20 protein-coding genes and 1 tRNA gene are annotated in these 20,890 nt (G+C 61.2%); all 21 read left to right on the plus strand.

Annotation, left to right across the window (positions count from 1 at the left end; translation table 11 throughout):
* Positions 1-143 precede the first annotated feature (143 nt).
* Positions 144-1,493, plus strand: a complete 1,350-nt coding sequence (locus DWV48_RS00485) for a 6-phospho-alpha-glucosidase (protein WP_118652359.1) — start codon at positions 144-146, stop codon at positions 1,491-1,493.
* A gap of 107 nt (positions 1,494-1,600) precedes the next feature.
* Positions 1,601-1,840 (plus strand): hypothetical protein, encoded by a 240-nt coding sequence (locus DWV48_RS00490; RefSeq protein WP_118652361.1) that lies wholly within the window; start codon positions 1,601-1,603, stop codon positions 1,838-1,840.
* Positions 1,841-1,895: 55 nt separating this feature from the next.
* Positions 1,896-2,594, plus strand: coding sequence for a MurR/RpiR family transcriptional regulator (locus DWV48_RS00495; RefSeq protein WP_158574782.1), 699 nt, complete (start codon positions 1,896-1,898; stop codon positions 2,592-2,594).
* Positions 2,594-3,379, plus strand: coding sequence for a helix-turn-helix domain-containing protein (locus tag DWV48_RS00500; RefSeq protein WP_118652365.1), 786 nt, complete (start codon positions 2,594-2,596; stop codon positions 3,377-3,379). The genes DWV48_RS00495 and DWV48_RS00500 overlap by 1 nt, the downstream gene beginning before the upstream one ends.
* A gap of 222 nt (positions 3,380-3,601) precedes the next feature.
* Positions 3,602-4,864, plus strand: coding sequence for an MFS transporter (locus DWV48_RS00505; protein ID WP_118652367.1), 1,263 nt, complete (start codon positions 3,602-3,604; stop codon positions 4,862-4,864).
* 124 nt (positions 4,865-4,988) lie between these two features.
* A complete protein-coding gene (locus DWV48_RS00510; protein ID WP_255413654.1) occupies positions 4,989-5,639 on the plus strand; it encodes a QueT transporter family protein in 651 nt (216 codons plus the stop codon).
* An 83-nt stretch (positions 5,640-5,722) separates the two neighbouring features.
* The gene (locus DWV48_RS00515) at positions 5,723-6,907 is read left to right on the plus strand and encodes a glycosyltransferase (protein ID WP_118652369.1); all 1,185 of its coding nucleotides are present in this window, start codon (positions 5,723-5,725) and stop codon (positions 6,905-6,907) included.
* Positions 6,907-8,313 carry a histidine kinase gene (locus tag DWV48_RS00520; RefSeq protein ID WP_199588803.1) on the plus strand — a complete coding sequence of 469 codons (1,407 nt, stop codon included), beginning with the start codon at positions 6,907-6,909 and terminating at the stop codon, positions 8,311-8,313. Before DWV48_RS00515 ends, DWV48_RS00520 begins: the two co-directional genes overlap by 1 nt.
* Positions 8,314-8,384: 71 nt before the next feature.
* Positions 8,385-9,119, plus strand: coding sequence for a LytTR family DNA-binding domain-containing protein (locus DWV48_RS00525; RefSeq protein ID WP_118652371.1), 735 nt, complete (start codon positions 8,385-8,387; stop codon positions 9,117-9,119).
* Positions 9,119-9,574 (plus strand): YfcE family phosphodiesterase, encoded by a 456-nt coding sequence (locus DWV48_RS00530; protein ID WP_118652373.1) that lies wholly within the window; start codon positions 9,119-9,121, stop codon positions 9,572-9,574. The genes DWV48_RS00525 and DWV48_RS00530 overlap by 1 nt, the downstream gene beginning before the upstream one ends.
* Positions 9,575-9,660: 86 nt before the next feature.
* Positions 9,661-9,738 (plus strand) — tRNA-Asp (locus DWV48_RS00535).
* Between the two features lie 233 nt (positions 9,739-9,971).
* Entirely contained in the window at positions 9,972-10,457 is a 486-nt protein-coding gene (locus DWV48_RS00540) for an Rrf2 family transcriptional regulator (protein WP_118652375.1), read from the plus strand.
* 26 nt (positions 10,458-10,483) lie between these two features.
* A complete protein-coding gene (locus DWV48_RS00545; protein WP_118652377.1) occupies positions 10,484-11,443 on the plus strand; it encodes an adenine glycosylase in 960 nt (319 codons plus the stop codon).
* Between the two features lie 145 nt (positions 11,444-11,588).
* A complete protein-coding gene (rbr, locus tag DWV48_RS00550; protein ID WP_118652379.1) occupies positions 11,589-12,128 on the plus strand; it encodes a rubrerythrin in 540 nt (179 codons plus the stop codon).
* A gap of 172 nt (positions 12,129-12,300) precedes the next feature.
* Positions 12,301-16,149, plus strand: a complete 3,849-nt coding sequence (locus DWV48_RS00555; protein ID WP_233545992.1) for a discoidin domain-containing protein — start codon at positions 12,301-12,303, stop codon at positions 16,147-16,149.
* A 145-nt stretch (positions 16,150-16,294) separates the two neighbouring features.
* On the plus strand, positions 16,295-16,699 hold the full coding sequence (locus DWV48_RS09120; RefSeq protein ID WP_118652381.1) for a hypothetical protein: 405 nt from the start codon (positions 16,295-16,297) through the stop codon (positions 16,697-16,699).
* A gap of 85 nt (positions 16,700-16,784) precedes the next feature.
* Positions 16,785-18,089, plus strand: coding sequence for a DNA recombination protein RmuC (locus tag DWV48_RS00565; RefSeq protein WP_118652383.1), 1,305 nt, complete (start codon positions 16,785-16,787; stop codon positions 18,087-18,089).
* A gap of 178 nt (positions 18,090-18,267) precedes the next feature.
* Entirely contained in the window at positions 18,268-19,074 is an 807-nt protein-coding gene (locus DWV48_RS00570; protein WP_118652385.1) for a YebC/PmpR family DNA-binding transcriptional regulator, read from the plus strand.
* 213 nt (positions 19,075-19,287) lie between these two features.
* A complete protein-coding gene (gene amaP / locus DWV48_RS00575; protein ID WP_118652387.1) occupies positions 19,288-19,833 on the plus strand; it encodes an alkaline shock response membrane anchor protein AmaP in 546 nt (181 codons plus the stop codon).
* Complete coding sequence (locus DWV48_RS00580; protein WP_233545994.1) at positions 19,823-20,278, plus strand: DUF2273 domain-containing protein; 456 nt, start codon at positions 19,823-19,825, stop codon at positions 20,276-20,278. The genes amaP and DWV48_RS00580 overlap by 11 nt, the downstream gene beginning before the upstream one ends.
* A 49-nt stretch (positions 20,279-20,327) precedes the next feature.
* On the plus strand, positions 20,328-20,858 hold the full coding sequence (locus DWV48_RS00585; RefSeq protein ID WP_118652389.1) for an Asp23/Gls24 family envelope stress response protein: 531 nt from the start codon (positions 20,328-20,330) through the stop codon (positions 20,856-20,858).
* Positions 20,859-20,890 lie beyond the last annotated feature (32 nt).

A 20,890-nucleotide genomic window follows, 5' to 3' on the forward strand; every position in this document is an offset into this window, starting at 1 on the left:
GCCCTCTGCGCCCGCACCCGGCGCTCCACCCACGGTAATCATGGGGCGCGCGCCCGAATCTGAACGGACGCGTGATACAAGGGCGCGTGCCATCGCGCCCCGTCCCAAGGCATAGGTCAGAACTTACAAGGAGAAGAAAGACCATGAGCAAAGAGCAGTTTGTCGTCACCATCGTCGGCGGCGGTTCCCGTTACACCCCCGGCATCCTCAAGATGCTGGTCGCCGAGAAGGATCGCTTTCCGCTGTCCAAGGCCGTCCTGTACGATAACGAGTACGAGCGCAACGCCAAGATCGGCGAGTACGGCCGTATCTTGATGAGCGAGTACTACCCCGAATGCGAGGTCGTGGACACCACCGATCCCGAGACCGCCTTCACCGGCATCGATTTCGCCTTCATGCAGATCCGCGCCGGCCGCCTGAAGATGCGCGCCTCCGATGAGCACATCGCCCTCAAGCATGGTTGCATCGGCCAGGAGACCTGCGGAGCCGGCGGCTTCGCCTACGGCATGCGCTCCATCCCCGCCGTCTGCGACATCATCAAGGACATCCGCAAGTACTCGCCCGAGGCCTGGGTCCTCAACTACTCCAACCCCGCCGCGATCGTCGCCGAGGCCACCAAGCGAGTCTTCCCCGGAGACAAGCGCATCATCAACATCTGTGACATGCCGGTCGGCATCATGAACCAGTACGCGGATGAGCTCGGCGTCCCCCGCAACTCCATCGAGGCCCGCTACTTCGGTCTTAACCACTACGGCTGGTTCACCGCGATCCTCGACAAGAAGACTGGCGAGGATTACCTGCCTCGCCTGCGCGAGATCTTCTCCGAGGACCTGCCCGAGGACGCCTTCTCCGACATCGATCCCAGTTGGTCCGCCACCTTCCACTTCATGCGCAAGATGGTCCGAGAGTGCTCCGACGGCATGATGCCCAACACCTACCTGCAGTACTACCTGTACCGCGATCACATGCTCGCCCACGAGGACCCCAACCACACCCGTGCCGACGAGTGCATGGAGGGCCACGAGAAGCAGATCTTCGAGATGGTCGAGGAGGTCATCGCCAACGGCAAGCTCGAGGGCACCAAGCACGCCTTCACCATCGAGAGCCTCAAGGACGACGACCACGCCTCCTACATCGCCGACCTGGCCTACGCCATCTCGCACAACACGCATGACGTGTTCCTGTGCATGACCGAGAACACGGGCATCATCCCCAACTTCTCCGAGAGTGCCATGGTCGAGGTTCCCTGCATGATCGGCGCGAACGGCGTGGAGCCCCTTAACGTCGGCGAGATCCCGACCTTTCAGAAGGGCTTGCTCGAGAACCAGTTCGCCTACGAGAAGCTCACGGTGGACGCGTGTCTGGAGGGCAGCTACCGCAAGGCCCTCGACGCGTTGACCCTCAACCGCCTGGTGGGCGACACCGATCGCGCCCGAGCCCTTCTCGACGACTACATCGAGGCCAACAAGGGTTACTGGCCCGAGCTGAACTAGCTCATGAGGGCGCGGGGTCGCGTTCCCCTCGACACGGCACGGAGTCGATGGGGGCGGCCTCGCGCCTTTTTGTCCGGTGGGCGCCGTCCCAAAGAGGGGAATCTGCAATGAACAAGGTGCGCGACCTTTGGAACCAATACGAATGTCTGGCGCCCAGGCGCAAGGTGGGGATCGCCCTGGAGATCGCGGCAGGCATCTGGTACCCTCTCGCGGGCATCGTCCTGTGGCTGTTCTTCAAGATCCGCAAGTCCGCGCCCGTGTTCAGGGCAGCGCCGCTTTCCGGCGCCGTCCTCTCCCTCGCGCTCTTTACGGTACAGTTCTTCGTGGGTGCCGCACTTACCGCATAGTCATATGGGTAATTCGGGGCGCCGGGGGCACACCGCAGTCGAAGGGGCAGGGCACATGGTCGGGTTGACGCCGCTTGAGCGTGACATCATCCAATTGCTCACGCAGCATATCTCCTGCAACGAGGAGATTTCCCTCACCGAGCTCGCCGAGGAGTGTCATGTTGCGAAGAGCACCGTGGTCAAGGCGGTTCAAAAGCTGGGATACGGCGGATTCGGCGATCTGACGTACAACATCCGCCTGAACGCCCAGAGCGCAGGCGGCCTTCTTCCCCGCAGACCCGTCTCAGGTGATGTAGATGACCAGGTCGACCGGCTCTCCCGCCTGCTCTGGTCCTGCCGGGACAAGCACAGCATCCTGTTCTCCGGCGACCATCGCATCGGGGCGCCGCTCTCGTCGTACATGTGCCGCAAGCTCTCCATGTTCGGGATCTTCGCGAGTGCGTCCTATGACTACCTCATGGTCGAGCACCATGCCCTCGACCCGGGGACGGCGATATTCTTCTTCCACCGAGAGCTGCCGGGGCGAGCGAATTGGGGCCAGACCTCCGGGTACGGCGAGGGGATGCTGCGCGCCGCGCGCGATGCGGGATTCTCAATCGTGGCGTTTTCCGACGACCCGGAAAAGTCGACACGAGTGCAGGCTGATCTTTGCATCGCGATTGATAGTCGGGATGATGCGGGCGGGGATCTATACATGACGCGCGTTCTTATGGTGTTCGAGATGGCTCTCGCGCGCATTTCAAAGGGGCTGTAATGCTGCAGGATAACGAGCGGATCGTGTATGCGGCCGTGCGGGACTTTGCCAAGAGGGGAGAGCGACCGACCATCGCCGCTGTTGCGCGCATGACTGGCGTGCCGCGTTCGAGCGTCGCACACGTCGCTGATACGCTTGGCTATCATGGCTGGATTGATTTCACTACGCAACTCGTTAGGTACTTCTCCTCGTTTCAACGTGAGGATGCACTTTCCGATAGTGTTCAGCTTGTGGCATCGGTCCTATCCGTCAATCGGGATCGTCCCGTATTGATTGACGCGATTGGCGATGCGGAAGTATTCATCCAGATAGGCCTGTTACGGATGTGTGAAGTGGGTTTTCACGCAATGCCGTATGGACCCGGTGTGGTTGAGGCACTATCACCGTATCCGGAAAAGATGTCTAAGAGGTTTCTGGATAAGGATGATGCTGCGGCAGCACCGTCAATGCGCGTGCTGAAGGGTGGCACCGGGATTGTTGGTCCTGACATTGCGACGCAGCCTGCTGCCGCGGGCGTCCTCATCGTGGTCAACGAAAGCGGCATGTCCCTGCTGCCAACCTGCCTCAAGGCGGCGAGCGGCGGGTTCGACATCATCGCCATAACGGCGAGCCACGACACCCCCGTCTCCAAACTCGCAAAGGTCAACGTCGTGATTAAGAACAACAAGTCGACCCCCGAAGCCTACGAGCCCAACTACTTCGCCGCCGGCGTCCTGGCGTTCATGGAGCGAGTGTTCAGCAGGGTTTCGCAACGGCCTCTATGCTCTGAAAATTGCAGTATCTAGCTGGGCGATCTGCAAAATACGAAAATATTAACGGTCAAAACCTGCAAAATTCCGATATGTGTAGTCGCCGTACCCAGTTTGCTGGTCTGGACCGCTACGAGCTCTTTACCGGCACTTGGCGGAATCCTGACCTGAGCGACACGCGTGCTGCCGTATCATGCACTTATCTATGTGTTGAGACCCCGCGCGCAATCGTGGCGGGGGAAACGGGGAGTTACCGCCATGGCACTCAAATACACCAAGCTCGAGCGCAACTGGGTCATGTATGACGTGGGCAATTCGGCCCTTGTGTTGCTGAACACCTCGGTCGTGCCCATCTACTTCAACGCCATCAACACGGGCGCGCATCCAGCCGAGTTGGTGACTGCTTGGGCGAATGCGCAGACCATCGCCTCGCTTGTGGTTGCGCTGCTTATGCCCATTCTCGGCTCCCTTGCCGACTACGCGGGCAACAAGATCAAGTTCTTCACGGGCTTCTTCCTTACGGGTTTGGTGTTGTGCCTCGCCCAGGCCATCCCCATGAGCGCGGCGGTGTTCCTGGTGGTGTACGTGCTGTGCACCATCGGCCTCAACTCATCCATGACGTTCTACGACGCCATGCTCACCGACGTTACCACCGATGAGCGCATGGACTCCGTCTCGAGTTCCGGCTATGCGTGGGGCTATGTGGGCTCCACCGTCCCGTTTATCCTATGCATCGCCCTCATCTTTGGCGGGCCGAGCATCCTTGGCCTCGATACCCTCACCTGCACGCGTCTGACGTTCCTCATCACGGGTGCGTGGTGGCTTGCCTTCACCATTCCGCTGCTGCGTACATATAAGCAGCGTTTTGGCAAGGAGCGCGAGGGCGGCGCGGCGGGCGTTCTACACAATATCGCCCTCACCTTCAAGGGCCTGCTCACCACCATGCGCCGTATTGCGCACGATCGCGTGCTGCTCGTCTTCATGGTCGCGTTCTTCTTCTACATCGACGGCGTTCATACGGTCATCTCCATGGCCACCAGTTACGGAGCTGCGCTCGGCATCGATTCCACCCAGCTCGTGCTCGCGCTGCTCGTCACGCAATTCGTGGCATTTCCATCCGCCATCATCTACGGCAAGCTCGCCGGACGTGTGGGCACGTTGCAGATGATCATCGTCGCGGTCGCCGCTTACGTGGGCATCGTGTTGTTCGCCGCGTTCTTCCTCAAGACGGCCGTGGAATTTTGGATCCTCGCCATCTTGGTCGGCATGTTCCAGGGCGGCGTCCAGGCACTCTCGCGCAGCTATTTTGGAAAGATCATCCCCAAGGAGCGTTCCAACGAGTATTACGGCTTCTTTGATATCTTTGGTCGGTACGCTTCTGTTATGGGAACTCTGCTAGTATCTGTCGTGACCTCGCTCACGCATGATCCTTCTTTAGGAGTGCTTTCCATCGGGATCTTGCTGGTTGTGGGCTTGGTCATGCTAGTAAAGCTCTCCCGAATGCAGGCGGCGCGCGCATAAGACGTCCGGCCTGTATCCCGCGGCACGCATCTCACGCACCGGCCGCCCGGGCGAACACGTACCACCTTACGGAGGGTTTTGCTGGCGTCAGTAAAGCCCTCCGATTTTGTAGAAGGTGGAGAACATGGGCACAAAACAACAGGTTTCTAAAACGGCGGCCTCCGCACGGGAAAAGGTCGCGGGCGCGGGATGGTCGCGCGATCCGCATCATATTGCGCGCGTGGGGATGATCGCCGCCGCGTATGCAGCGTGCACGCTGATCACCATGATGTTCTTGGGGAGCCTCGCATGGGGTCCCGTGCAGTTCCGCGTGAGTGAGGCGCTGTGCGTGTTGGCGCTTTTTACCCCCGCGGCGGTTCCCGGGCTCACCCTGGGCTGCATCATCGCCAACGTTGCCAACATCGCGCTCTCGGGGACTGGCATGCTCGGCATGCTCGATGTGGTGTTCGGCTCACTTGCCACGTTCGCCGGTGCGCTGTTCACCTGGAAAATGCGTGAGCGCCCGCTCATTGCGCTTGTCGGCCCCGTGCTCGCGAATGCGCTGATAGTCCCCGCGTACCTGCCGTTGCTCCTGCAGGGAATCGGCTTCTATACTATTCCGTTCACGTCCATCTCGCTTGATGGCGCCTATCCGTTCATGTATGCCTTCGGGTTGGTGACCACCGGCTTGGGCGAAGCGGTTATCATGTACGTGTTGGGGTACCCGCTCTCGCGCTCTCTGGCAAAAACACCGTTCATCAAGCGCGAACTTGCTCAGGTGGGTACAACTAGGTAATAGATGCGGAAGAGGCGTCGCGTTCCCTCACCAACTGCGCGGTGCGCAGATGTCCTCCCGTGAGTTTCCGGGGAGGGGGCTGCATGAATCCGACAATCGTCATTCCGAGTTACTGGGCAGGCGGACCCGCCGAGCTCAAGTCGCCGGGGGCGTACGACCATTCGTCGGACCTGTCGGCCTCCCGCCCCGAACTTGATCGCTGCTTGGCTTCTCTCGAGCAGGTCCGTCATCTTCCGCGCGTCATCGTGCTGCTGGTATGTCCTCAGCAGGAGACCGAGCGCATCGCGCATCGCGTACGGGACATCATCGATGAGCACCCTACGGTCGACGTGACCCTCGTCACCAATCGCGAGGCATCGTTCATCATGGATCGAGTGAGCCGGATAGCCCCCAATGTGCGCGGAGAGACTGTCTCGCTGCGAGGGTACGGTGCCATACGCAACATGGGTCTTGCCTGCGCGGCCATTCTCGGCCACGACGTGGTGGTGTTCTTGGACGACGACGAAGTGGTTCTGGCGCCCGACTTTATGGACAAGGCCCTGTACGGGTTGGGGCACGAGACGCGTCAGCGTCTGCCCATCCTGGCCAAGAGCGGCTATTTTTACAACAAGGCTGGCTCTCCCCTGGCCGACACCGGCAAGAAAAACGGAATCACCTATCGGTGGTGGACCAAGCGTATCGAGTTCAACCGCTGGATGGAGCGCGCCCTTGCGGGGACGCGCATCTCGCGCTCCAACTACGTCTGCGGCGGTTGCTTTGCCATCCACGCGCGTGCGTTCAAACGCGTGGCGTTCGATCCCTATATCACGCGCGGCGAGGATTTGGACTATCTGTTCAACATGCGCTTGCTGGGAATGGATGTGTGGTTCGACAATGCTTGGGTGGTCAAGCACTTGCCGCCGAGCCAGGTGGAAGAATCCCCGCGCTTCATGCAAAACGTTTATCGCTGGTATTACGAGCGCGCCAAGCTCGCGAGCGCCTCGCGCCGTCCCGATATCAACTCGGTGACCGCCGCCTCGCTCATGCCGTATCCCGGTCCGTGGATTTCGGGAGGTCTAGATGAACGCGTGCGCAAAACCGCGCTCATCCGTTCTATTTTCACCTGCGAGCACCGGGGCTATTGGCACATCTATCGCCGTGGGATTGAGGATGCGCGCGAATACGCGGCTGCCCATGAGACCGATTACCTCAGATTCGTCAGTTTTTGGCCGAGTATTATGGGCGGGCTCGCGGGTGACGAGCGCCTGGTCGCCCTTTTGGAGCGTTGATGACCGAGAATACATCGCCGGAGCACGAGGGCTCCCGGTGCCCACAGAGCTTTGAGGGAATGACCCAGGGCAGCTATCGAGCGGGAATGCTCGACGCGAACGAGGCGCTCAGGCTGCTCGCCGCCCTCGTGGTGTTCAGCATGGTCGGGTTCTTTGGTTATGCAATCCTCAACGGTGTGGAGACGGTCACCACCGTTGCCGCGCTCGTCCTGCTCGTGTGCTTTACGCTTGCGTTCATCTATGTGTTCTTTAGCCCCGATACCCTGCGCTCGCAGTACACGGAGCAAACGCTCGCCGTTGCTTCGGGCATGCTCGAGGACATTACGGGCGGTCTTACGCGCGAGAGCGCCGAGGAGATATGCCGCCGTCTGTTACCCGAGACGCGCGCCATGACCATCGCGGTCACTGACCGAGAGAAGGTGCTTGCGTGCGTGGGCGAGCTCGCCGATGACTTCCCTGCGGGCTCCCCGATTCACACGCCCACGACGCGCTATGTCATCGAGCACGGCATCGTGCAGTCGTTCACGAGCGACATGGACGTCCGCGGCGAGCGCGGGAGCAGGCGCAGCATCCCCGCGGGTATCATCGCACCGCTCAAGATCCGCGGACGTGCCGTGGGAGCCCTCAAGTTCTATTACCGTTCGCCACGGCACGTCAATCGCACGCAGTACGCCCTCGCCTCTGGCTTCGCCGAGCTGCTCTCCACGCAGCTTACCGTATCTGAGCTTGAGCGCCAGGCAGAGCTCACCGCGCGCGCTGAGGTTCGCGCCCTCCAAGCCCAGATCAACCCGCACTTCCTGTTCAACACGCTCAACACCATCGCGTCGCTCACGCGCACCGAGCCGTTGCGGGCGCGCGAGTTGCTCCGCGAGTTCTCCCAGTTCTACCGCGCAACTCTCGAGAACTCCGGTCAGCTGATTGCGGTCAAACGCGAAATCGCTCAAACGCTGCGGTATCTCAAGTTTGAGAAGGCGCGATTTGGCGAGGACCGCGTTTTGGTCGAAGTCGATGTAGACGAGGACGCCGAGGATGTCCTCATCCCCGCATTCGTGATCCAGCCGCTGGTCGAGAACGCCGTGCGCCATGCCATGCCGGACGAGGGTCCCCTTACGATCCGCATCGCGGTCGAGCGGGCGGGGGAGAGTGCCGTGTCGATTCTCGTGTCCGACGACGGTGTGGGCATGGACGAGCAGACGGCCATGCGCTTGTTCGACCGATCCTTGTCGGCGCCGGACCCCAATGCACCACAGGGCGGTGGAGCCGGCGTGGCCATGCACAACATCTCCGAGCGCATCAAGCGTTTCTACGGTCCCAAATCGCGTACAAGCGTGGAGTCGACTCCGGGGGAGGGCACCACGATTTCCCTTCACCTCGATCTTGAGGGTAGTATGTATGACGAAGGGTAGAATAGGAGCGGACCGTACGGACGGCGCTTCTCGCCGGGTCTCACTCACAGTATGAAAGGTTATCGATAGGTATGCTACGTGCGATGATCGTTGACGATGAGGCACCCGCTCGTTCCGAGCTGCGGTTCTTGCTCGAGCAGACGGGCAAGATCGGCTCCATTATCGAGGCGTCGAGCGTCCGCTCCGCCATTGAGATGCTCATGGAGGCGCGTGTCGATGTGGTCTTCCTTGACATCTCCATGCCCGGGGCTTCGGGACTCCAGCTTGCCGAGGCGCTCTACAAGCTCAAGAACCCGCCGGCGATCGTGTTCGTGACCGCGTACAGCGATCATGCCGTCGAGGCGTTCGATGTGGATGCCGTCGACTATCTCATGAAGCCCGTGGAGGAGGCCCGCCTCGATCGTGCGATCGAGAAGGTCATTGCCCGTGCCAAGCCCGTCGCCACTGCGGAGCCCACTTCCGCCAAGCCCACCAATATCGAGCGCATCCCGGTGGAAAAGGGCGGCCGCAAGGTGCTCATTCCGGTCGACCAGATCCGTTTCATCATGGCGAAGGACGACTACTCCTGCATTTTCACCGAAGACGACCGTTATCTGTCCACGACATCGCTCGCACAGTTCGAGTCCAAGCTCGGGGAGTTCGGATTCTTCCGCGTCCATCGTCGCTACATCGTCAACCTCGCCAATGTCGAGGACGTCGAGACGGTGCCCTCGGGCGCCATCCAGCTCGGCGTGAACGGCGTTGACGAGCGCATTCCGGTGAGCCGCCGGCGCGTGGTGCCGCTCAAGAAGGCGTTGAACCTGTAATGGAGCGGCGTGTCGACATCATCTCCGATACCCATGGCTACCTCGCTCCGGAGCTGCTGCGCGCCATCGAGGGATGCGACTTGCTTATCCACGCCGGCGATATCACATCCGAGAGCAACTACGCGGAGCTCGAGGTGAGCGTTCCCGTTCTGCGCGCGGTTTTGGGCAACAACGATGGTTACTACAACTACGGCCCCGATGTGCCGCGTGTGAACGAGTTCACGTACGAGGGGGTTCGGTTTTCGGTGGCGCACTACGCCGAGGACCTGCCGTTGGCGAGCTCGAACGTTGCGGTGTGCGGTCATACGCATCGGCCGCGCATCGACCGGGTGCATGGGTGTCTGGTGATCAATCCCGGGTCGGCATCGCTGCCGCGTGGCAGACGGGAGGCCTCCATCGCACGGCTTATGGTCGAGGACGGCCGCGTGCTATCTGCCGAGATCATCGACTTATAACTTTTTTTGAAAAAAGTTCTTGCGTGTGAAGTTGAAGTCTGTGTATACTAATCCCCGCAGCAAGGAGCACACGCGAATTGCCGCCTGGGGAGTTAGCTCAGTTTGGTTAGAGCGCCGGCCTGTCACGTCGGAGGTCGCGGGTTCGAGCCCCGTACTTCCCGCCATCGCAATCAAAGCCTCGTCGCAAGACGGGGCTTTTTGCGTTTGTGGTAGAGTTGTGAAGCGATGAATCTGCGCGAGGAGGGGCAGTACAGACCTTTCTCCAAATGCATCAAACACGCTATATTAGTACAATGTCAGTATCGGTGCCGAATGGCGCACTATGCTCGACCACGAGTTTATTTGCCAACCACGCATAACGTCTCGAATAGATTTCGTTTACTCGCAAGGAGAAGAGATGGACATCTCCCGCAAGACCGACTATGCCCTGCGCATGCTTTCCATGTTGGCGGAAGGCGAGGATAGCCTTCTGTCCGTGCGTACGGCCGCCGAGACGGTGGATGTGCCGTATTCTTTTGCCCGCTCCATTCAGCACGGTCTGGTGCAGGCGGGGATTATCGAGAGCCTGCGCGGTGTCCGCGGCGGCATGCGGCTTAAAGTCGACCCCAAAGATGTGACGATTCGTCAGATCGTCGAGGCGGTCCAGGGCCCGCTCGTCATGAACGATTGCACGGCGGAGGACGGGATATGCCCTCGCATGGATGAATGCTGCTATCATCCCCTGTGGATAGGAGCCCAGGAGCTGCTTCGCAATTATCTGGACTCCGTTACGCTCGATGACGTCGTCAATCGACGGCAGCATCCCGCGGTCGACCCCAAGTTCGCCGATCGCTCGCGTTTTCCCGAGTACGCCGGGTGCTCCAGGGGGTGCTCGTGCGTGTAGCCGCATGATCCTCTAAGGAGCTCAAGATGAACATGGACCCCTTCCGCACGCTGGTTCGCACGGAAGGGGTTCGTTTGTATCGAGACCTTCCGTGGCGTCGCACGCGCGACCCGTATAAGGTCTGGCTTTCGGAGGTCATGCTTCAGCAGACGCAGGTCTCCCGCGTGGAGACGCGGTGGGCGGAATGGCTCGATGCGTTCCCGAGCGTCTTCGCGCTGGCAGAGGCCGGTACTGCTGAGGTTCTCGCGGCTTGGCAGGGTATGGGGTACAATCGTCGCGCTCTGGCGCTCAAGGCGGCTGCTGAGGAGATCGTTCGCGGGTACGATGGGGTGTTTCCCGCGGGTACGAAGGAGCTCATCGCCTTGCCGGGGATCGGCCCGGCGACTGCGCAGGGCATCCGATCCTTTGCGTTTGACTTGCCAGGGGTCTACCTGGAGACGAATGTGCGCACCGTTCTTCTACACCACCTGTTCCCCGATGTGCCGGGCGTGCCCGATAGGGAACTTGTGCCGCTGGCGGAGGCGACATGTCCCGCAGCTCCCGCATCGTGCGGGGCGGAAGCGGATTGCTTCGCTGGCCAGAAACCGGGCGCCTTGATGGCTGCCGACGCGAGGTCCGCGGACCCCTTCGCTATGCCCCAGGATCCCGATGACACGCCGCGCACCTGGTACTATGCCATGCTCGACTATGGTGCGTATCTCAAGAAGACCGTTCCCAACCCCTCGCGTCGTGCCAAGGCATATACGCGCCAATCGCGATTTGAAGGCTCACGCCGTCAGAAGCGGGCGGAAATCGTGCGCCAGTTGTTGGATGCCCAGGCGCGTGGCGAGCGGGCGAGCACCGCTTCGCTGCATGCCGCCCTCAACGACGTCGAGCGCACTGCCGGACGTCCGCCCGTTGAGGGGGAGCTCGTCGAATCCATATTGACCGATCTCGCCCGCGAGGGATTTTGCCGGGAGTGTGAAGGGGCGTGGGTGATCGTCTAGGGCGATCGAGCGAGCTTTTGCAAGAGCGGGCGCGAGTGGGGTACAAGAGATTTACGGGCGTCTTTGCAGGCGGTCCCGTTGGGGTTCCGCTCGATGTGGCGCATCGACGGCGCCTTTCGATTCCTACGCCACCTAGGAGGTATTCATGGATTTCGAGAATTCCCAGACCAAGAAGAACCTCGAGGCCGCTTTTGCGGGCGAGTCTCAGGCCCACACCAAGTACCGCTACTACGCTTCCAGGGCCAAGAAGGACGGCTTCGTTCAGATCTCCAACATCTTCATGGAGACCGCTCTGAATGAGTCCGAGCATGCCAAGCTCTGGTTCAAGGAGCTGCATGGAGGCGAAGTCCCCGGCACCCTCGATAACCTGCGCGATGCTGCTGCCGGTGAGAATTACGAGTGGACGACCATGTACGACGAGTTTGCCAAGACCGCCGACGAGGAGGGCTTCACCGCTATCGCCGCCAAGTTCCGCGGTGTCGGTGCCGTCGAGAAGGCTCACGAGGAGCGCTACAACAAGCTTGCCGAGCGCGTTGAGAAGGGCGAGGTCTTCACCCGCGAGGGCGTGAAGGTGTGGAAGTGCCTCAACTGCGGTCACCTGCACGTGGGCCCCACCGCCCCCGAGATGTGCCCCGTCTGCGCTCATCCGCAGTCCTACTTCGAGGAGCAGGTCGTTAACTACTAGACCGCAGCGCATATACGCGTGGTTTGGCGGTGCGCCGGAGAGGAGATCTTCGGCGCACCGCCTTATCTTTTGCTTAAGAAATGTGTCGGCTCAAGGGGCATTCCCTCAAGCGTGATTATTCGGTACGATGGACTGGCACTTCAAACGTACTACATCTCATAGGGAGCCCATTGTGACCAACCCCGCTCGCTACGAGGACATGGGTCTTGTTGACTCACGTGTCCGAGCCGCACTCAACCCCGTTGGCCGCTCCACCAAGACGGTGCTCATGGCTGCGATGATCGCGACCGCAACGGTTTCAACCGCTGGTATCGCTGTCCCCTCAATTGCCCATGCGGCTCCCCAGGGTGGTGCCATTCAAACGCTCGAATCGTACGATGCGCAGATTCGCTCGCTTGTCGAAAAACAGGACCTTGTCGCCCGTGCTGCTGCCGGAACGCTCGACGAGGCCTCGGAGCGCCTGATTCTTCAGCGAGAGCTGGTGCGTCGTGCCGGATATGAGCAGCTGAGCGAATTACGGGCCTCTTCAACCGATGCAAGCGAGTTCCTCGATTGGTTCATGGGTGACCTCGCGGCGCTGCGCTATTACGTCACGGGCGGCGAGGTGTGGACCAACGCCAAGAACAACGTAGCGACCCACGCCGACTACATCAAGTCGCTCGGCATCTTCATGCGCCTGCGCAAGACGAACGCCGCCGACCTTACGGCACCGGGTGCCGATGCGGATGTGTACCTGCGCATGATGGTTGCGGCATCCCTCGATGTCTCTGGTCGTGCGCGCCTGTGGACGGGCGATCCGGGGTTTGTGTCCGACCCGCTCGTGCGCTACTACACCATCAAGACATTTCGCTCCGATGAGCGCTATCGCTTTAAGAAGGACCTGTTCGACGCGTTGCCGGTCGAGAGCATGCGCCTGGTCTTCGAAAACCAGATCACCGATGCGGAGCTGCCCTGGTTGGCGAATTACTCGCTCGCCAAGTTCTCCGCCACTGACGACAAAACTGAGGATAGTCGCCTGAACGCGTACTCCTACATCTGGTATGACGGTGGTTATGCGAGCAACGGCGGGTACAGCAACGTGCGTTTTTACAACGATGCCGAGTTCAACGGCCCTGTTGAGGAGATGAAGTCCTCCAACGGTGCGCCCGGCAAGCCCCTCAAAGTCTGGCAGGGCGGCTGGAAGGAGAAGTACCAGCTTTCCTACACGGACGCGCACTTCCCGAATGCCGAGGCGAACGACCTCTATCACATCGGTTGCGGCGACGTTTCTTCCGTTCCGGGTGCCACACAGGATAAGACCAAGTACCACCGTCTCTGGATGGTGTTTGAGAAGGGTGGCGTGTGCGGAGCCCTCGCCAAGACCTTCGCCAACCTCAACGGTATGGTCGGCGTGCCCTCGTTCGTGGTGGGCCAGCCCGGCCACGCCGCCACGCTCACCTATGAGCTGCGCGCCGATGCGAACGGCACGATGGTGCCGACGTATCGCATCCAAAACGACGTATCGGGATGGGGCAAGAGCAAGAGCCCGTCTGCAGCCCACTGGCTCAACGGGTGGGGGCGCGGCATTACGGGCGAGTTCGCAGGTATGTACACGCTCTATGCCACGGAGGCCCTCTCCGATTGGGTGGGGTACGTCCGCAGTTACGAGACGCGCCTGATCGCCGCGAGCCTCGATGAGGGTTCCACCGTTCGCGAGCAGGCGATTGATGCCGCCCGCGGGGCGCAGCCCATCAACTTCGATGCACTTTGGGCAAAGATCGAGCTCCTCGGCGCGCGCGATGCCGCCGCCGCTGAATGGGAGGCACTGGCCAAGGAGATCGCCGAGCAGCTCAAGTTCTACCCGCTGCCCATGCATGACCTCATCAAAAACATCAACAAGCGCACCGACGGCTCGCAGTTCGCCGCCTTGGAGGCCATCAGGCTCGATGCGCTCCAGCGCGCGTCCAAGGTCGACAAGAGCCAGACGGTCAATCACGATGCCTGTGCGCGCGTGGCCAAGATGCTCATGGGCGAGGCCGATGGTGTGGTGGCGACCTTCTCGTTCGATGGCGATCAGGCGGGTGTGATCGCGCTGGGTGAGCACCTTCGCGGCGGAGGCGTGCCGTGGAGGTTCAGCCTCGACGGCGGCAAGACATGGTCCGACCAGACGGATGGTCAGGTCGAGGTCGTCTTAACCGCCGATCAGATCGCCTCCATCAACGCCGAGACGGATATCCAGATCCAGCTCATCGGCGCGAGCGTCATCAACTGCATCGATATCGTGGCGGGTCAGGCTCCCTCGCTCAAGTGCGAGGCGAACGACCGCGCGAACCGCATCTATTTCTTTGACGGCAAGGTTCCCAATGGACTCGAGATGCGCGTGGACGGCGGTTCGTGGGAGCCGCTGGATGTTGAGCGGACGTACAAGGGGAATCGCACGGTCGAGCTGCGCGTGCCCGCGCGGGGAACCACCACTGCCTCCAACCCGGCCGTGTTCACGTTCACCGCGGGCGACCGCGATGCAAATTTCGTTCCGTATGAGGAGATGGTGGTCAACTCCTATTCTTCCTCTCGCGATGGCGCGGCGATGGCCCAGCGCGTGATCGATGGCTACTACGGACCGGGCAACGAGTTCTGGATCACGAGCCGCGAGAAGACAAGCGATGCCTGGATCGTGCTCGACCTTGGACATGAGCGTGCCGTCACGGATGTCGATTACTGGCGTCCCAAGAACCTGGGCACCAATGGCGTTCCCCGGTGGGATCGCATGGCGGTGACGGTGTCGGTTGCGCCCGATACGGGCCTTGCTGCCGGGGTTCCGGTGGATGCCTCGGCCTTTAAGGAAGTCGAGCGCTTTGGTAAGGGTGGCACGAAGGTGCCCGGGTGGCAGGAGAGCACGCTGAGCACCCGTTTGACGCTGAGCGACGGTCCAGTGATGGCTCGCTACGTCAAGTTGCACCTGAACGACATCTACTTCAGCGCGACGCTCATCGATGTGTGGGAGGCCCACGAGCCCGGCTTGGAAGCCGATGAGGTGGTCTTTGATTCGATGCGCGAGGGTGAGGCGACTCCCGTCCCCATCGCTCTCGAGTTGAAGAACACAAGCAAGGTCGATGTGCAGATCGAGGGCGTGACGCTCGATTCCGACGCGTTTGAGCTGCGCGGTTCCGGCTCGACTACGATCCCCGCCGGCGGCACGGACGCATCCTGGCAGGTGGTGCCGAAAGCCGGGCTTGCGGTGGGGTCGCACCGGGCGGCTGCCAAGGTTGCCTATCGGGCTGTGGGAACCGAGGCTACCGCGCGCACGCTCAGCATTCCGGTGATGATCGAGGTCTCCCCGGCGGACGTCAGCGTTTCCGTAGATGTTGAGAAGCTCGGGCAGGATTCGGTTCGCCTGAACGCCCGCGTTGAGGGCGCAGAGGGCTTGGGAGCCCGCGTGGAGTACGCCCTGTGCGATACGAACCAAGCGCCTGACGCGGTGACGGTCGCCGACGCTACTGAGGGACCGCAGGTGCAGGGAAATCCCCTCAACACCTGGACGAGCGATCCGGTGTTCAGCGGCTTGACGCCCGGCGAGACGTATTATGCCTTCGTGCGCGTGACGGGTGTGCCCGGTTTAGGTGCGGTGACTTCCGGCGAGGGAGCGCCCGTTGAGATCGCGCCCGATGTCGTTGACCCCGATGGCGGCGACGGCAACGGCGGCGATACCGGCGGCAACAACGGCGACAACCAGGGTGGCGACCAAGGTGACGGTAACGATAACGGAGACGCCGGGAACAACGGCGACAGCCAGGGCGACGGCGGCAACGATGGCTCCGGCGGCCAGGAGACTCCCGATGAAGACGGGAACCAGGACGATAATGACGGCGCCAAGGATGAGAGTGGCGACGAGACACCTCAGAATTCCCTCGGCAGTAAGCCCGAAACCCTTCCCGGAACGGGCGACGCGTCGGCTCATGGCGTGATGGCGTCCGCTGCGGGCGTCGCGTCCATGGCGGCAGCCGCTTTCAGCCGTTTGAGGTCGCGCCGCGAAGACCGGTAGGGCAGGCCACAACGGGAGATGCGCGTTTGGCGCATGTGACCATCCCGCGTCAAGCCTCAACTCGATCCGGGCTTGACGCGGGAACTTTTTAGTGCAATTCTGGAGAAGTCGGTTCCATGCATGCCTCCATAAGGAGGGCTTTTGCATGGACCTTTTTCTTAAACACGCGCCGTGCACGCAGGTGCCGGCATCCGCATCCGGTGGAGGAAACGCCCCGTGCACAAAGGGACGGCGCGCCGCGCGAAAGGAACGCTTCCCGCAGGTAGACGTTGGAGAGTTCGAGCGCGCAGCTTCCGGGGGCGAGGGCGTGCAACGCCTTGCGGCTGCGGAGGCATACGCTGCCGAGAGGGCATACGACGTCAAGAGGATGCGTCGCGGGGCACTTTTGGGGGTCTTGCGGGCGGTGTTGTTGGCTTTGGCGGTACCCGTTCTCGTTGCTGCGGTCTTCGTCGCTTCATATGCGTTGACGTGCATTTTGGATGGTGCAACTCCCGAGGAACTCATGGACGCTCTCGCTGCCTTATTTGATAGGATCTGCTCGATCGCGTAGTGCGGGGGCTCGCCTTGGCTTTGGTGCGATACGAATGGCCACTGCTAAGATGAGGTTATTCGAAAGCGGATAAGGGGTTGAGGGAATGGGAATCGAGCTTATAACGATGGTCGCATCGGTCATGGCGGCAGTGCTTGCTGCCTGGTCGACCGTCGCGTGCGTCCGCCTGCGCCGCGCACACATGGAGCATCGGGAAGAAAGAGAGCGCTCGATTGCCGAGCGAGAGCAGATGCATGAGACCCTTACCGCCGCAGGCAGCGCTCTGTCTCAAGTTTCCGCTGCCGTGAATGCCGCGCTTGATAGGTTGTCGAGCCTGTCGATAATCGAGCAGCAACATTTCGAGGCGCAATCGCGCGCGTTCGATCAGATGGGCGTTAGGGTGGACGATGTTCGCCGCGAGACAACTCAGTATTTGGAAAAGACGCGCGAGACGGTTGATGCGCAGCTCGGTGCGATGCGCAGTGATAACGAGCGCAAGCTCGAGGCCATCCGTGTCACGGTGGACGAGAAGCTCGCCACGACCCTCAATGACCGCCTGGGCGCCTCTTTTAAACAGGTGAGCGATCAACTCGAGGCGGTGTACCGCGGATTGGGGGACATGCAGTCTATCGCGACGGGCGTGGGCGACCTCAAACGGGTGCTCTCCAACGTCAAGACGCGCGGCATGCTGGGAGAGGTTCAGTTGGCGGCGATTCTGTCCGAGATTCTCGCGCCCGACCAATATGCCGAGAATGTCGCCACCAAACCGGGCAGTGCAGATCGCGTCGAGTTCGCCGTCAAACTACCGGTTGAGGAGGGCGAGCCGATTTGGCTGCCCATTGACTCAAAGTTCCCCGGCGACACCTACGAGCACCTGCGCGATGCGATGGATGCGGGCGATGCCGAGGGAATCGCCGCCGCCCGTCGCACGCTCGAGCAGGTCATCAAGCTTGAGGCGAAGGACATTTCCGCCAAATACCTGAGCGTTCCCGAGACGACGAACTTCGGCATCATGTTCCTGCCGTTCGAAGGCCTGTATGCCGAGGTTGTCGACCGGCCGGGGCTTATCGAGTGCCTACAGCGCGACTACCAGGTGAACGTGGCAGGGCCCTCGACCATGGCGGTGATCCTCAATAGCCTGCAATTGAGCTATCAGACGTTCGCGTTCCAACGCCGCGCCGACGAGATCCAAAAGGTGCTAAGCGCCGTCAAGGCGGAGTTCCCCAAGTATCAAGCGGAGTTGCGCCGCGCGCTCAAGCAGATCGAGACTGCCGGGAAGACGGTGGACGGAATCATCAACACGCGCACGAACGTAATTGAGCGTAAGCTCAGGAGCGTGACCGCTTTGGAAGACGATATGCTTGCTGCCGAACTGCTCGGAATCGAGGCCGTGGACGCGGACGAGTTGTGACGCGCCGGCGGGCGTGCCAACGTGCCCTTGGGGGCGTGCCCCCTTTGGCACGCGTGTGAAGCTCGTGGTAAACCCCTTTCGCATGCTCCGCAATCGGTATATCATGCTGAGCGTGTGTTTATATGGGCTTGAGGCGCGTAGTCATGTGTCGAGAGCGGGTAAATAGAAGGAGCATCACATGTCCGGACACTCTAAATGGGCCACAACCAAGCACCGCAAGGGTGCGCAGGACGCCAAGCGTTCCGCCCTGTTCTCCAAGTTGAGCCGTAACATCACCGTCGCGGCCCGTCTGGGCAACGATCCCAACCCGGACAACAACGCCTCCCTTGCCGCTGCCGTCGCCAAGGCAAAGGCTCAGTCCATGCCCAAGGACAAGATCAAGGCCGCTATCGACAAGGCCTTCGGTTCCGGTGCCGACGCCGCCGTGTACGAGAACATCGTGTACGAGGGCTACGGTCCCGCGGGCGTCGCCGTGTATGTCGAGTGCCTGACCGATAACCGCAATCGCACCGCCGCCGATGTCCGCTCCGCGTTCTCCCACGCGGGTGGTAACCTGGGCACTTCCGGCTCCGTGTCGTTCCAGTTCGAGCGCAAGGGCCAGGTCGTCGTTGCCAAGCAGATCGTCGACCCCAACGATAAGAAGGAGAACCTCATGGCCAACGGCGCTGCTGGCGATGAGGAGGAGTTCATGATGGCCGTTGCCGAGGCCGGTGGCGACGATTACGAGGATGCCGGCGAGGAGTGGGTTGTGTGGACCGCCGCCGGTGACCTCATGGCCGTCTCGAAGGGCATTGAGTCCCAGGGCATCGAGGTTAAGGGTGCCGAGCTCACCATGGTTCCCACCACCCCGACGTCCGTCTCTGGCACTGATGCCAAGAAGGTCCAGCGTCTCATTGACCGCCTCGAGGAGCTTGACGACGTTCAGGACGTCTACTCCACCATGGATATGACCGACGAGGTCATCGCTGCCCTCGAGGAGGAGTAGGTTCGGGGTTCCCGAGGCGCCGCATCGTGACGTGCAAGTCGTCGCTTGTTTGAGCCGGGTTCGCTATGTGGCGGGCCCGGCTTTTCCCTAGAGCGGCGTGTTCGCCGTATAATCGAGAAGCGTGCCATGATGCTTTACGGGCTATCGGGGTACAAAAGGTGAAATGTGTGCGGGCGCCGTGGTGCCCGCGATGTGTAAGAGAGAGGAGGAGCCATGCGGCGAATACGCAGAATCGGGCTGGTTTTGTATCTCATCGCCGGTGTATTGGTGGTCGGCGCATGCGCGGGCTCCCTCTTTGGTCCCTATACGGAGCGGTTCGCCTCGATGCTCGCATCGGGGTCCGGCCGCGTGACTATGGCCATCTGCCTGGTCATTGTCGCCCTGAATCTAATCGCCGTCCTGATGTACCTGCTCGTTGATCGCCCTGAGCCCACGTGCATGCGGTTGGCGGGCAACGCGGATATCGAGGTTTCGACTGAGGCTTTGGCTTCCATTGCGCGATCTGCTGCCGCGGAGCGCGATGTGATGGTCGAAGATGTTCGCGCACGTGTTGTGGGCCGCGATAAATCCGCTGTGGACATTCGCATCGAGGCGATTGCGCTCACGCAGCACAATGCGGAGGGCCTTGCGCATCGTGTGCAGCAACGTGTCCAAGACGCCTGTCACAAGATGCTCGGAGTGGCCGGTGCGCGTGTGCACGTACGTTTTCTCCCGAGTAAAACCGTGACCGTGACGAAGGAGGTCTCCGGTGAGCGATAATTCCCATGCGCCCAAGGTGCCAAAAGCGATAGTCGAGCAACTCGAGGTCCATGTTGAGGGCGTTGGGGAGCGGGGGACAGGTGATACCCCCGGTCCTTCGGATCGAGATGCGGCCGAGGCCTCTGCTCAGAAGGGCTCCTCGCACATGGGTGGGGATGGCGCGCAAGGCGGTGCGCATACCTCTCGTCGTGATTTCCAACGCGCGACCATCGGCTTGTTTGAAGGGCTCGGTCGTACGGCATGGGCGTATGCCAATGCTCATCCGCATGCCACGCTGTACGGCATCATCGGCTTTGTGCTGGCGGTGCTCATCTTGGTGATTGGCCTGTGGGACACGATCGTCATCGCGGTGTTCGTGTTTGTGGGTACGGTCATTGGCCAAATGGTCGATGGCGACAATGCGGCGGTCAACTTTATTCGCCGCGTGCTCGATGGGCGTAAATAGGCGCACGGTCGGTTCGTGTGAGTTTGGGATTTGCGGATAGGAGCGAATCATGGCAGACAGTAAAGAGTTTTTGGATAACAAGGACGCTGACGCGGTGGAGACGGTCGAACGGGCGTCGTCCGACGACGCGGCTGAGGCGACTGACGCCATCGAGGACGTCGAGATCGGTGAGGTCCTTGCCGAGTCTGAAGAAGACGACGACTCCGAGGACTCTCTCACCTACTCCAACGGTGTGATTGAGAAGATCGTCGCCATGGCCACGCGCGAGGTCCCGCATGTGTTGGGCATGAAGGGCAACCTCATGCACCTCGTCCAGGAGACCTTCGGCGCGGAGAACCTTTCCAAGGGCGTTACCATCGAGGTGACCGACGACAACCGCGTGGTGGTCAACATCTCCGTCATCATCGAGTACGGGTGCTATGCCCCCGCCATCTTCGAGGACGTCAAGGAGCGCGTGACCGAGCGCCTCACTGCCATGACCGGCCTTGAGGTCGCGGGCATCAACCTGCGCATTGAGGACGTTGTCACGCGCGAGGAGTACGAGGCGAGCCGTCGCCGTCACGCCGAGGACGCCGAGTAGGGACGGCCGCGTCTCATGGGGCCCGCGCCCTC

It is taken from the genome of Collinsella sp. AF08-23 (assembly GCF_003479805.1).
Taxonomy (GTDB): Bacteria; Actinomycetota; Coriobacteriia; order Coriobacteriales; family Coriobacteriaceae; genus Collinsella.

Excerpts from the sequence above, each read along its gene's own strand:
- DWV48_RS00490 (WP_118652361.1), top strand. The coding sequence starts at position 1,601 with ATGAACAAGGTGCGCGACCTTTGGAACCAATACGAATGTCTGGCGCCC.
- DWV48_RS00510 (WP_255413654.1), top strand. The coding sequence starts at position 4,989 with ATGGGCACAAAACAACAGGTTTCTAAAACGGCGGCCTCCGCACGGGAA.
- DWV48_RS09120 (WP_118652381.1), top strand. The coding sequence starts at position 16,295 with ATGGACCTTTTTCTTAAACACGCGCCGTGCACGCAGGTGCCGGCATCC.
- DWV48_RS00570 (WP_118652385.1), top strand. The coding sequence starts at position 18,268 with ATGTCCGGACACTCTAAATGGGCCACAACCAAGCACCGCAAGGGTGCG.
- amaP (WP_118652387.1), top strand. The coding sequence starts at position 19,288 with ATGCGGCGAATACGCAGAATCGGGCTGGTTTTGTATCTCATCGCCGGT.
- DWV48_RS00540 (WP_118652375.1), top strand. The coding sequence starts at position 9,972 with ATGGACATCTCCCGCAAGACCGACTATGCCCTGCGCATGCTTTCCATG.
- DWV48_RS00520 (WP_199588803.1), top strand. The coding sequence starts at position 6,907 with ATGACCGAGAATACATCGCCGGAGCACGAGGGCTCCCGGTGCCCACAG.
- DWV48_RS00530 (WP_118652373.1), top strand. The coding sequence starts at position 9,119 with ATGGAGCGGCGTGTCGACATCATCTCCGATACCCATGGCTACCTCGCT.
- rbr (WP_118652379.1), top strand. The coding sequence starts at position 11,589 with ATGGATTTCGAGAATTCCCAGACCAAGAAGAACCTCGAGGCCGCTTTT.
- DWV48_RS00505 (WP_118652367.1), top strand. The coding sequence starts at position 3,602 with ATGGCACTCAAATACACCAAGCTCGAGCGCAACTGGGTCATGTATGAC.
- DWV48_RS00585 (WP_118652389.1), top strand. The coding sequence starts at position 20,328 with ATGGCAGACAGTAAAGAGTTTTTGGATAACAAGGACGCTGACGCGGTG.
- DWV48_RS00515 (WP_118652369.1), top strand. The coding sequence starts at position 5,723 with ATGAATCCGACAATCGTCATTCCGAGTTACTGGGCAGGCGGACCCGCC.
- DWV48_RS00500 (WP_118652365.1), top strand. The coding sequence starts at position 2,594 with ATGCTGCAGGATAACGAGCGGATCGTGTATGCGGCCGTGCGGGACTTT.
- DWV48_RS00565 (WP_118652383.1), top strand. The coding sequence starts at position 16,785 with ATGGGAATCGAGCTTATAACGATGGTCGCATCGGTCATGGCGGCAGTG.
- DWV48_RS00525 (WP_118652371.1), top strand. The coding sequence starts at position 8,385 with ATGCTACGTGCGATGATCGTTGACGATGAGGCACCCGCTCGTTCCGAG.
- DWV48_RS00545 (WP_118652377.1), top strand. The coding sequence starts at position 10,484 with ATGAACATGGACCCCTTCCGCACGCTGGTTCGCACGGAAGGGGTTCGT.
- DWV48_RS00495 (WP_158574782.1), top strand. The coding sequence starts at position 1,896 with ATGGTCGGGTTGACGCCGCTTGAGCGTGACATCATCCAATTGCTCACG.
- DWV48_RS00485 (WP_118652359.1), top strand. The coding sequence starts at position 144 with ATGAGCAAAGAGCAGTTTGTCGTCACCATCGTCGGCGGCGGTTCCCGT.